This is a genomic window from Phormidesmis sp. 146-33, assembly GCF_052939515.1.
On sequence record NZ_JBJPHU010000040.1, the window covers coordinates 20723 to 33018 of the forward strand.

10 protein-coding genes are annotated in these 12296 nt (G+C 48.5%); 5 read left to right on the forward strand and 5 right to left on the reverse strand.

Annotated features, from left to right (window positions below; translation table 11 throughout):
- The first annotated feature begins 125 nt into the window (after nucleotides 1-125).
- Nucleotides 126-2753, forward strand: a complete 2628-nt coding sequence (locus ACJ2PR_RS17045; protein ID WP_446877884.1) for a bifunctional diguanylate cyclase/phosphodiesterase — start codon at nucleotides 126-128, stop codon at nucleotides 2751-2753.
- A gap of 11 nt (nucleotides 2754-2764) precedes the next feature.
- On the opposite strand, the gene ACJ2PR_RS17050 is transcribed toward ACJ2PR_RS17045, so the two are convergent.
- The 4 genes from ACJ2PR_RS17050 to ACJ2PR_RS17065 all read right to left on the reverse strand — a co-directional run bounded on the left by ACJ2PR_RS17050 (nucleotide 2765) and on the right by ACJ2PR_RS17065 (nucleotide 5990).
- Nucleotides 2765-3667 carry a cell division protein FtsX gene (locus ACJ2PR_RS17050; protein WP_446877885.1) on the reverse strand — a complete coding sequence of 301 codons (903 nt, stop codon included), beginning with the start codon at nucleotides 3665-3667 and terminating at the stop codon, nucleotides 2765-2767.
- A 460-nt stretch (nucleotides 3668-4127) separates the two neighbouring features.
- Complete coding sequence (locus tag ACJ2PR_RS17055; protein WP_446877886.1) at nucleotides 4128-4502, reverse strand: hypothetical protein; 375 nt, start codon at nucleotides 4500-4502, stop codon at nucleotides 4128-4130.
- Nucleotides 4503-4837: 335 nt separating this feature from the next.
- Nucleotides 4838-5254: an IS200/IS605 family transposase gene (gene tnpA, locus ACJ2PR_RS17060; protein WP_446877887.1), complete on the reverse strand. Its 417-nt coding sequence runs from the start codon at nucleotides 5252-5254 to the stop codon at nucleotides 4838-4840.
- A gap of 106 nt (nucleotides 5255-5360) precedes the next feature.
- A complete protein-coding gene (locus tag ACJ2PR_RS17065; RefSeq protein WP_446877888.1) occupies nucleotides 5361-5990 on the reverse strand; it encodes a fasciclin domain-containing protein in 630 nt (209 codons plus the stop codon).
- A gap of 207 nt (nucleotides 5991-6197) precedes the next feature.
- Here ACJ2PR_RS17065 and ACJ2PR_RS17070 point away from each other — a divergent pair, with 207 nt between their 5' ends.
- Nucleotides 6198-8180 (forward strand): iron uptake porin, encoded by a 1983-nt coding sequence (locus tag ACJ2PR_RS17070; RefSeq protein ID WP_446877889.1) that lies wholly within the window; start codon nucleotides 6198-6200, stop codon nucleotides 8178-8180.
- Between the two features lie 19 nt (nucleotides 8181-8199).
- Nucleotides 8200-9126 carry a hypothetical protein gene (locus ACJ2PR_RS17075; protein ID WP_446877890.1) on the forward strand — a complete coding sequence of 309 codons (927 nt, stop codon included), beginning with the start codon at nucleotides 8200-8202 and terminating at the stop codon, nucleotides 9124-9126.
- A 13-nt stretch (nucleotides 9127-9139) separates the two neighbouring features.
- On the opposite strand, the gene ACJ2PR_RS17080 is transcribed toward ACJ2PR_RS17075, so the two are convergent.
- Nucleotides 9140-10831, reverse strand: a complete 1692-nt coding sequence (locus tag ACJ2PR_RS17080; protein WP_446877891.1) for a glycosyltransferase family 39 protein — start codon at nucleotides 10829-10831, stop codon at nucleotides 9140-9142.
- 68 nt (nucleotides 10832-10899) lie between these two features.
- Between ACJ2PR_RS17080 and coaE the strand changes: the two genes are divergently transcribed.
- Together coaE and ACJ2PR_RS17090 are read left to right on the forward strand one after the other, a co-directional pair.
- Nucleotides 10900-11535, forward strand: coding sequence for a dephospho-CoA kinase (gene coaE / locus ACJ2PR_RS17085; protein WP_446877892.1), 636 nt, complete (start codon nucleotides 10900-10902; stop codon nucleotides 11533-11535).
- A 167-nt stretch (nucleotides 11536-11702) separates the two neighbouring features.
- Nucleotides 11703-12290: a hypothetical protein gene (locus tag ACJ2PR_RS17090; RefSeq protein ID WP_446861037.1), complete on the forward strand. Its 588-nt coding sequence runs from the start codon at nucleotides 11703-11705 to the stop codon at nucleotides 12288-12290.
- The last annotated feature ends 6 nt before the right edge of the window (nucleotides 12291-12296 follow it).

Below are 12296 nucleotides of genomic sequence, written 5' to 3' on the forward strand. Positions count from 1 at the left end.
TAGGAAGCGAAGATGTGCCAGTTTCTCATCTAGAATCCTAACTATTAGAATTTCTACGCGATCGGGGAATAATAATAAATGCTCAAATGTGCCGCTTTGGGTCGCATTATTTATGAATCGTTCCTATGCTGAAGCCGCCATCGATTCCTCATCGCATCCCGCTACGCCTGATTTTGGTCTTGCCATTTGTCTTACAAATCGTAACTGTAGTAGGACTGACAAGTTGGATCTCGCTTCGCAATAATCAAAGAGCGATTCATAACCTTTCTAGCCAGCTTCAAGCCGAGACAAGCAATCAGATTTCTCATCACTTAGATGGCTATTTACAGATTCCGCACCAGATTAATCAAACCAATTTAGCTGCGATCGAACTGGGATTACTCAACCTCAAAGACCTAAAAACCACGGGACAATTTTTCTGGAAACAGATGCAAATTTTTAACGTGGGTTATATCAATTTTGGCGGCAAGCAAGGCGAATTTATTGGAGTTGAGCGACTCGACAGTGGCAGTTTTTTGATCAATGAAAGTCGTACAACATCACCAGACAAAACCTCTGTTTATGAAGTCGATCGCCAGGGACGACGCACCCGCCTCGAAGCCGTTTTGACCAATCAAGCCTCTATTCATGACGAAGGTTGGTATGCAGATGCCGTGAAATCGGGCCGTCCCACTTGGAGCCGCATTTATCAATGGCAAGACAAGCCGACTGTATTATCTATTTCTTCGAGCTACCCTATCTATGACAAATCACAAAAACTAGTGGGTGTGATCGGTGTGGATCTGATACTGTCTCAAGTCAGTGAGTTTTTGCGCGGTTTGAGAATCAGTCCCTCTGGTCGAACCTTTATCATAGAGCGCAATGGGTTGCTGGTTGCTAGTTCAGTCGGTCAACCGTTTGTGGTAGTCAACGGGGAAGCCAAAAGGCTAAGTGCCAGTCAAAGTGCAGATGAGGTGACGCGATCGACGCTACAACACTTATCTCAACACTTTGGCAATCTCAATGCAATTCAGGGAAATCAGCAGTTTAGCTTTGAGCGCGTGGGAGTACAGCAGTTTGTGAGCGTGAGTCCCTGGAACGATCGCTTTGGCTTGGATTGGCTCATTGTCGTCGTGGTGCCAGAGTCCGATTTTATGGAAGTGGCGCACCATAATACTCAGGCCACTATTTTCTTGTGCTTGCTGGCGCTGGTGGCGGCTTCGGCGATCGGGGCAGTGACCTCCCGAAGGCTCGTCGAGCCGATTTTGAGAATGGTCAACACGGCGAATGCCTTATCGAGTGGAGATTGGCAGCAGCGAGTTCAGGACTCTCGAATTAGTGAAATTTCTCTGTTGTCCACTGCATTTAATCGGATGGCAGGACAGCTACAATCTTCATTCACCACACTGGTCTACACAGCGTCTCACGATGCATTAACAGGACTGCTCAATCGCAATTCATTTCAGCAAAAACTACACGAAGTCATTCTGCATTATGAAGAAAACAACCGTATTACCACTGCTGATTCTACCAGTAGTCTATTTGCGGTTCTATTTTTAGATCTGGATCATTTCAAGTTTGTCAATGATAGCTTGGGTCACTTGATTGGCGATCAGTTGTTGATCTCAGTTGCGAGACGATTGAGTTTGTGTTTGCGATCGATTGATATCATTGGTCGCTTTGGCGGAGACGAATTTATTATCCTTCTCAATCAAGTTACTGACATTACAGACGTTACGAGAGCTGCAGATCGTATTTTAGAAGAGTTTGAGCAACCCTTTAACGTGAATGGGAATGAAATCTTTATTGGCATGAGTATTGGAATCGTCTTGAGCACGATCGACAGTAAGCGCCCAGAAAGCTTTTTACGCAATGCCGATATTGCTTTGTATCACGCTAAATTAAATGGCAAAGCGGGCTATGATATTTTTAATGCCAACATGCATACGCAAGCAGTTGAGCGATTGCAGTTAGAAACCGATCTGAGACGTGCGATCGAACGGGAAGAATTTGAAGTCTACTACCAGCCGATCGTGCATTCACAAACCGCCTGCTTGACTGGGTTTGAGGCGCTCGTTCGGTGGAATCATCCGACTCAAGGACGGATCTCTCCTGCCAAGTTTATTCCCATTGCCGAAGAGACGGGACTGATCGTTAAACTGGGCGGTTGGGTGCTTCAGCAAGCCTGTTCTCAAATGAGCGTGTGGCAACAGCAATTTTTGGGCTGTCGATCGCTCACAGTCAGCGTCAATTTATCCGGCAGACAGTTTTTACAAATTGATTTATTAGAGCAGATTAATCACATTCTGATCGAGACGCAGTTACCGCCTCAGAGCCTAAAGCTAGAAATTACAGAAACGATTTTTATGCAGCGGGGAGAAGTCACACGGGCAAAAGTGGGTCGGCTCAAACATCTGGGCATTCAAATCAGCGTTGATGACTTTGGCACGGGCTATTCATCCTTAAGTTATCTGCATCGATTTCCGGCTAACACACTCAAAATTGACAGTTCGTTTATTCATCAGCTTGATGTCAGTGCTGAAAATCGGGCGATCGTAGAAGCGATCATCGTCCTCGCCCACAAACTGGGAATGGATGTCGTGGCCGAAGGGGTAGAAACGATCGCTCAACTCGAACCGCTTCAAACCATGCAGTGTGATCAGATTCAGGGCTATCTCTTCTCGCCGCCGCTATCCGCCAACCACATCACCGAACTTTTGATGACGCAATCGATCGACAGCGCAGCCCAATACTGTTGGAAAATTGACCATTAGTGCGAAACCGATCAACGAGTCGAAAAACGACGCACAGCAAACAGACTGCCCAACAATCCTATAAAGCCCCCAAACCCCAACAGGATCAGAGGGAGCGCGATCGCATTCTCTGGTTTAAGCTGCAACCCTGTGGTCAAAAACTGCACAAAGTCGGCTTGCTGAGACAGTTGGTTTTGCAAAAATTGTTCGACACTGCGGATAAACCCCCAGGCGATCGTCGCGCCCACCACACCAAACGTCACGCCCTGAAGAATAAACGGAAAATAAATCCAGCTAGCGGTTGCGCCAACTAATTGCATGACTTCAATCTCGCGGCGACGAGCCATGACAATTAACCGAATCGTCGTATTAATCACCGCCATCGAGGTCAGCGTCAACATGCCCGTAATCGCCAAGCTGACCCAATTTAGTCCGCGATTGAGTTGAGCAATTTGCTTGACCGCTTCATCGACATATTGCACATTGTCCACGCCGCCCAGCGCTTTCAACTTTTTGGCAAGCGAGGGCACCTGTTCAGAAGACTTTGCCTTGACCTTTAGCTCATCGACGAGCGGGTTGCCTTCTAGCTGCTGGGTCACATCTTTGAGGTCAGAAATGCCCAATTCTTTAACTAAATTCGTCCAGGCTGTTTCTTTAGGAATGCTCTGAACGGCGGCGACTTCGGGGATTTTTTCGACGATCGGCTTGAGGGTTTCTGCGCCCACGCCCGTGTCGAGATAGACCGAGACTTCTAACTGGCTGCCAAACTGATTGAGTAATCCTTCTAGTTGCCACGAAGTTTGCAGTCCGATGCCAAACAAAAACAGCAAAACGGTGACGGTGCTGATGGCGGCCCAATTCATCCAGCCGCCGCGCTGCAATCCTAGGAGCGTTTCTCGCAGCAGGTAATCTAATTTAGTAAAAAAACGAAACACGGCTTTTCAGGTGACTTGTAATCTCCGTCATTTTTACCATCAAGTTGACAAATTACAAAAAAACTTGAGGCGCTGCTATAAGGAATAATTGGTAGGCGTGAGATGGGTCAGATCAACTCAGACCTTGAAACAATCAACCTGGTGGTTAAAACCGCAGCTAAGGATCGCGAATTAAATAAGATCGTTTATTGCCAAGCGACTTCGCCCCCTAAATCCCCCATTCTGGGGGACTTTGAGAAAGCAGAAATTCTAGAATTTAAGGCAGTTTCGCGGTTCAAAGTCCCCCAAATTTGGGGGATTTAGGGGGCAGAAGCCGAATCAAACGAAGCGAAACCGCGAGAATTACAGGTTGTTTAATTCACGATCCTAAGAGAACAAAACCTACCTTCGCGGGTTAAACACTGCTAGTTTACGAAGGTAGACTTTGTTTGGGTAGAGGCGGCTTCTAACCGTCAGCTACTTACAAGCGTTGACGCTGCCGACTGAGAATGCTCATCACTTCTCCGGGCACGGGGGCAGGCAGCAAAGCACTCCAATCATTGACTTCGGCAAATCCCCTTGCGTGTAGGTTGTGAATCGTCTCGGTCACGCCACCAGGAGAACTGATGATCAAAATGCGGAGCGACTCAAAGGTGGGAGATCTTTGGGGAATCTCAAACTCGGCGAGAATGTCCTGGAGCTTGAGGGACGTTTGGGGATGCCTGACCACCAGCGTTACTTTGGGAATGGATTCGGGAAAATAGCGTTCTTGAATCGCTTCTAAAATTGCGTAGGCGAAATCGCAAAGCCAGAACCCTGCGTTCAAAATAGCTTCGGCCATGAGGATTGACTCCATCTTAGGTTTTGCAAGAAAACCCAAAAAACTAGCCACCCCGACAAGCATGACAAGTCAGAGCGGCTATGGGAGTGATAAGATCCTCCATTAGCCCTCTAGACTGGGGATCACAGTCCTGCGGGTTAGCTGCCCTTGGTTGTTGTCAGCAATCTTGGGCGGCGACAGACTAGATTTTTTGGGCGATCGAGTTGCCTCATCGCGACGAAAAGGCAACCTTAATCTGAGAGAATATCGGGATTTTTGGTTCGCGTCAAGTAAATTTCAAAATAACCTGGCGGTTGAAACCGCGGCTAAGAGAACAAAACCCGCCTTCGCAGGTTAGAACGCTCTATTGGTCAGTTAGATATCGGGATTTCCCAGGAAGAAATGTCCGTCCGTTGACGATGGTGATTGGCTTGATTGTGAATGTAGGCAGCAACAGGGTTAAGGTCTTGTGGATTGACTGTGAATGCAGCATAACTTCCTTGCCACTTAAAAAAGTTACCTGGTTTCGTCTGATGCGTCATACAGTGAGACGAACTTCCTTTGATCTGTTTGACAAGGGTAGCGATCGCCAAACTTGAAGAAAACCCGGTTAGCAAATGCATATGATCTTCAATACCCCCGATCGCGATGATCTGACATTCCATCTGCTCACACTCATACACAATCAGGTTATAAAGTGCTTCTTGAACGTCTGGTGTGATGAGTGGCAATCGATCCCACGTTGCCCACACCAGATGCACATACAACTGTGTAAAGTTACGTCTCACACTTCCCTATCCTTTAGCCCGCGAAGGCGGACTTCGTTCTCTTAGCTGCGGTTTCAACCGCCCCTATTTGTTTCGTTTCCTCTCTATAACTATTCCCAAATTAAATCTACAGGTTTACGTCAGGGGGAATGATAATCCGATCGACCACATGAATCACACCATTGTTGGCTCGAATATCAGGCTGTGTCACCTTTGCTTCATTCACCGTCACTTGGGCTGACTTGACTTGAATATCGATCGTTTTACCTTCAACCGTTTTCACATCTCCTGACTTCAACTGGCTAGAAGTAATCTCACCCGGAACAACGTGATAGGTCAGAATGCGAGTCAAAATTGCGCGATTTTCAGGTTGTAGAACCCGTTGCCGAGTCGCCGCCGGAACGGACGCAAACGCCTGGTCAGTGGGCGCAAATACCGTATACGGCCCCTTTCCTTGCAAAGTTGAAGTTAGCCCTGCTGCTTGAATTGCCGCCGTCATCATCTTTAACGAAGGGTTAGCAGAGGCCACATCCACAATGCTGCCCGATGTCTCGCCCGATGTCTTGTTAGTTGGCGACGCGCTAATGGTGGGGGGTGTAGTCGGAGCGATCGCAGGGGCATTCTGCGCTGGAGTCGGAGAAGTATCAGCCGGGGCTTTAACCATCTCTGACGCACAGGATGCCATCACAGGAATTAACAGCGCGATCGACATCGCCAACCGTCCAGCACTTAATTTTTTTGGAATAAATATTTGCACAGCTTACACTCTCTTCTACTTTTTCCCACCCCACCGTATAAATATCTACCTCGTCAGGCATCTACCAGCGGTGAGAGGTTGAAAATGCCAATTATGTCAATTGACCTATCCGTAGAAACGCCCAACTTCAGTGTCAAGCGAGAATATCGTGCTGATTGATACAAGTTTCTAAGTATAAGAATAAGGTCAAACTACAACCCCACTGCAATGACGGACTTTGGATTGATTGCTACATTAGCGACTTCACAACAGCCCAGACTCGATCCCAATCAGGCTCAAAATCAGCCGACGATCGCGCTGTCTCAGGTTGTTCCTATTCAAGTGCAGCCGTCCGAAGTCGCGCCATCTGTTTCGCCAGAGCGGGAGATTCAGCCAGAGTTTAGTCAAAAAGCAGCCCAGGAAGCAGAAACACGCCTAGAAGAAAATCAGGCAACTGTAGAGCAAAAGTCTTTCAGTGAGGAGGATTCATCCACTTTGCCAGAAGTCTCAGAAAGTTCTACTGCGGTCAAATCAGAGAAGACTGAATCTGCGATCGCCTCCAATCTAGAAGCTTCAATCCTCTCAAACCCTCCAGAAAATTTGTCTACTCCTCCAGAAGTTTCCTCGCCTGTCTTACCTGCTGTTGGCTTATCCGCTCAAAAGCTAGACGACGAGCCATCAATGGCGCAGGTCAATTCTGTCTCTCAACTTGCAGATGTACAGCCGATCGATTGGGCGTTCCAATCGCTACAAACCCTCGTCGAGCGATACGGATGCATTGAGGGCTATTCTGACAAAACCTTTCGCGGCGTTTACCCCAGAGGGGGAACTGCTTCGCAACGGGCCCTGACTCGATATGAATTTGCGGCTGGATTGAATGCTTGTCTGAGTCGAGTGAATGAATTGATCGCCAGCACTTCTGATGATCAAGTCAAACGAGAAGATCTGATCACGCTGCAAAAACTACAAGAAGAATTTGCGGCAGAATTAGCCAGCCTGCGGGGTCAACTGGATGCCCTGGAAACGCGAACAGTGGCGCTAGAAAAAAATCAGTTTTCGACCACAACCCGCTTGTTTGGTCAGGCGATTTTCTCAGTCCACGGCAGCAATGAAGTCGGAGCCGATTTGTTTCCTCGCGATGGCATCCAAGAGCGCAGCGGCAAGTCTGAGATCACCTTCAGCAATCACGTCGAAATCTCACTTGCCACCTCCTTTCGCGGCAATGATTTACTGCTCACAGGACTGCAAACCGGAAACTTGCGATCGTCCGCTCCCCAACTCTCAACCAATATGGGACGGCTCGCCTACGAGTCAGAACTAGACAATCAGCTAGTCCTCAGTGACTTATCGTATCGGTTTCCCCTCAGCGATCGGTTTGGCATCGTGGTCGGGCCGGCCGGAGTGAATGCGGCCAATACCTTTCGGGGGATCAATCCGCTCGAAGGGTCGGGCGACGGAGCCTTATCACTGTTGGGCCAGCGCAATCCCATTTTGACGATCGGCAGTGGCACCGGAGGCATCGGATTTGACTGGCAGATTGCTCGTCGCGTCAGTTTGCAGGGAGTTTATAGTGCAGAAATGCCCGCTTTTGCAGGGGACAAACGGCAGGGCGGATTGTTTGGCGGACGCTACACAGCCGGGGTTCAACTGTCGATCGCGCCGACAAATACGATCGAGGTTGGCATCAATTACTTGTTTTCTCACTCGCCCGACGGCTTTTTGGGCAACGGGGTTGGCGATTCTCAACTGCTGTCACCCTTTGCCCCCACCCACAGCGAATTTAACACTCATGCAGTCGGAGCAACCGTCGCCTGGCGCGTCAATCCCAAATGGACGATCGGCGGTTGGGGCGGTTGGACAACTTCATCAGCGGCGAATGTTTCAGGCTCGGTCAAAACGACAAACTGGATGGTCTTTTCTGCCTTTCCTGATCTGTTTGCACCGGGCAATTTGGGGGGCATTTTGGTGGGCCAGCCGCCTAAAATTACCTCAAGCACGCTACCTTCTGGCTACAACTTTCCGCGATTTAGCATTGACGGCGAATCTGGGGGACAGCCTGACAGCGCACTTCACCTGGAACTGTTTTATCGAGCCAGGTTAAGCCCTGCGATCGACCTGACTCCGGGTGTGCTGGTTGTCTTCAATCCCGGTCACAATGCCGCCAACGACACGTTAATGATCGGGGCACTACGAGCCACATTTCGATTCTAGTTTTTTATCAAGAATGATCATGCAAACAAAAATGTTCAAATATGCTTGGATGATTGGGAATGGAATCGCGATCGCACTCATTCCCTTCAACGCAGTGGCACAAGTCACGATTAACAGTACCGGAACCGTCAGCGGAACAATCACACCACCTAGCCGGAATCCCAATTTTAATCAAGGAACCACGCGAGTAGACACAGATAGTCAGGGGCGTTATTTTCGCAATGGAGTGCTGGTTTTCTCGGCTCAAGACATCAATCCCAATCTGGTGCGAATGGATAGCAACGGGCGATATTTTGTCGATTTTCGAGGCATTCCGGTAGTCTCAACCGATGGAACGCTTTTATCTCCAGTTCTATCCAATGGCGAATTGCAGCTAATTCAGCGATCGAACAATGTCGCCCCTGTTAAATTTCACGGCAACATTCAGGACGAATTTGTGGTGCAGGGTCAATATACTGGAACAGCAACCGATCCCCAAACCGGACAACAATATCAAGGCACCTTTAACATTCGAGGACAGGGGCCACGATATAGCGATCGTAACGGCGGTTCGAGTCCAACCGTGTTTGATTTTCGGTCACAATACAACTTGCAGGCAACGCCTCAAATTGCTCCCCAGCCAACCGTCTTCTCGTATCCGGTGAATAATATGCCCGTTCAGTTGACTATTACGATACCGAGTGGATTAGCTCCGATTTCCCCCAGCGGAACGCCTCCCATCAGCAATCCGCCTCTTATTAGCAATCCGCTTCCTATCAGCAATCTAAATCCTGTCAGCAATCCAATTTCTATTAGCAACCCAGCTACTAATTCAGTTTCTCAGGCTTCTCCTATTGATGTAGGAAGTGTCTACCGCAGCAATCAATTTTTTGAAGTCAATCGAGTCGTCTTAGAGTTTCAGAAAGCGTCTCCAGTTGGCCCTCGAAGTCGTGTTCTACTGCGGTAATCGATGTGATTTTCTACGGCTCACTTTCGCATCGATAGCCTTGATAAGGAACACCCACTCGGTAGTAGCGATCGAGATCAATCTGACAAAGCGTTGAATTGAGAGAAAGTTGAGTCGGAAAGTCTGATTTCCTCAGCCCAGGAGCGATCAACCATAAATTTTGTGGAATTATCTCAGTTTTGAGGGTTGGCAATTTGCGCCAAAATGATTCGTAACTTTGTGTCGATCGCCCCAAAAAAGCAAAATTCGTGCGATCGGAATGGGGCGGTCTCTTCGAGTCATTTGTCAAGGGTCGCTCCAACGCCAACGCAAAACTCAAACCCAACGCAATCTCTTGAAAATCCTCATAGGCCATGACAACGACCGATGAACCAGACGTGAGCATACTTGAAGCGACTTGTTGGGGATGATAGGGCTTGAGAAAGACGCGATCGTTGACTACAAATCCACAACTGATGAAACCGACGATTAGCAGGGTGAGGAGTGAGAAGTGAGGGGTGAGGAGTGAGGAGTGAGGCGGGCTTCTAAATTGGTCGGTGCGTTTTGCAACTAGACTTGCGCCCAACAAGGCACAGATAGCTGGATAGTAGATGAAATTGTAGCGGGGAACCTGTGTAATATCTTTGCCCAAGCCGTACACGATCGCCAGAAATTCTATTAACACTGCCATGACAAAAGTCGTTAGTATCAGCGTTTCCCAATGGGTGTCTGGGGCATTCCAAAGTCGTTTTATTCCCCTTGACACTCGCCATACCACCCAACCGCCAAACAGCAACATCAACAGCGCAGACGGAATGGCTACCCAAAGTGGTTGATTCTCGACAGGTAGCGCGATCGTCATCAACAACCATCCGGCAGCTAATTGATAGAGCGGCGCGATCGCTTGTATCCAAATAGGCTGAGTAGACTGCAACCAATCGGTTTCGGGGCGACTAAAATGACTGACAAAAGTTGGTAGCCAGGGAAGATAAGTGAGTCCAATTCCTCCAACCGCCAAAATCAAAGGAAGAATAGAGTGTCGGGAATGAGTGAGCTTGAGCAGCACAATCAGCGTGAGAATTTGAGCGATCGTCGCCAAAATAAAAAAATAATGGACATAAAATCCGACGCTGTTCGCAACGACCCATCCCAGCCAGACTCCCCAGTTTTGTGGGCGCGATCGCAGGTCTTGTCCAATTCGCACCAGTCCCACCAGCGACACTGTGATTAGCAACATTGGAATCGTGTAGTGACGCGCTTCTTGAGAAAGATAAACTGCAAATGGAGACACCGCCATCACAAACGCTGCGGACAACCCTGCTGGAATGGAAAAAGCAACGCGATTTAGATAGTAAAGTGCAGCAACTAGAAACACTCCGGACAATGCTGGGAGCGATCGCACATTCCACACCCACGAATCAGACTGCAACAATCCAAGCCAGTTGTGTAACCAACAAAAAAACAAAGGCGGATGAACGGACTGTACAGAGATCGTTTGAGCAATGTCAGCGCAAGTGGAATCGGATCTGAAGGTAAACACCTGCTCGATCGCATTCAGCGAAACTACTTTCTCAAGCGGCACGTCGTAATAATTTCGCCCAAAGCTAAAGAGCGCTGTGATCACTTCATCCATCCAAAGTGGCTTGGCATCCAGATTCCAAAATCTCAAGACAGCCCCAATGAGAATGGCAACCAGCAAAATTAAGTAATGCGAAAAGGCTTTCATGTGACGCGCTCCTCCAGTCTGGAGTCTACACTAGAAGCGAATCGATCGACAGACAGGTAAGTTTTCAAATGAATCGCTGGGTCACGTCACCGCGCATCATTGGCTTAACAGGAGGTATTGGCATGGGCAAAACCACCGTCTCTAACTACCTCGCCCAAAATCATCTGCCAATTTTAGATGCTGACCTGTATGCCAGAGATGCCGTCCAGCCTGGAAGCCCAATCCTAGAGAAAATCGTCGATCGCTACAGTTCCAAAATTTTGCGCTCAGATAGCACGCTCGATCGCACTCAACTCGCCGAAATCATTTTCAACCAACCTTCAGAACGCATCTGGCTTGACCAGCAGATTCATCCCCATGTACGGCAAGTTCTCACTCAAGAGCGCGATCGCTTGATTCAAAAATTTGGAACGATCGTGCTGGTGATTCCTTTACTATTTGAGGCGCAAATGACCGATTTGGTAACAGAAATTTGGGTCGTGTCTTGCCCCTTAGAGCAACAGATTCAACGACTTATTGAGCGCGGCCTGACTAGAAAACAGGCACAAGCGAGAATTGACAGCCAAATGGCGATCGCTGAGAAATGTCATCAAGCAACTATCACCCTAGATAACTCCTCAACCCTGGAGAATTTGCTAAAACAGGTAGACTCGGCCTTAGCGCTAAAGTCGGAAGCAGCCACACCTCCGCCATTCTCAGCTTGACACCACGCCACATCCGACAGCTACACTGGGCTAGGTTTTTACTCCAACTGGCTAGAAACTCCTGATTGCCTCCACGGTCGAGTAACCAGCAAAAACAATCCTCATCCCTCATCCCTCATCCCTCATCCCTCATCCCTCATCCCTCATCCCTCATCCCTCACGACTCTATGGGCACAACGCTAGAACAGATCGCCACTTACTTGACTAAAAAAGGCTGGAAATATCGACTTGATCCCGAAGAGTGCCGCATTCTCACTGGCGTTTATGGTGAAAACATCGAAGATTTTCTCATCGTGATCCAATTGGATGAAGACGGAGAATTTTTTGAGCTATTTGCCCCTCGTGTGCTGGCTGGCGTAAAGGATCACCCACACAAAGATGCCATTCTCCAGACCATGCTCTGTATTTCATGGGAAACCAAAATGCTGCAATGGGAGTACGATCCCTCCGATGGAGAAATTCGCGCCATTATTGAGTTTCCGCTAGAAGACTCCATACTGACTGAGCGACAGTTTAATCGATGTCTCCATAGTCTGGTGCAACTGGTTGACGAACTCGCCCTCCCCCGACTCAAAGCCGTTATGGAAACGGGAGAAGACCCCGGTGACATAGAAGAAGGCGAACGGCTCCTCCTCACGCTGCAAGAAGAAGCCCCTGGACTGCTAACCTTACTAGAACGTGCAATGGAAGCCCGCAAACGACGTGGCAGACTCCCTGGCGAAGAAAAAGAGGTCGAAGAAAAAGACGAGTTTTGAGATTGG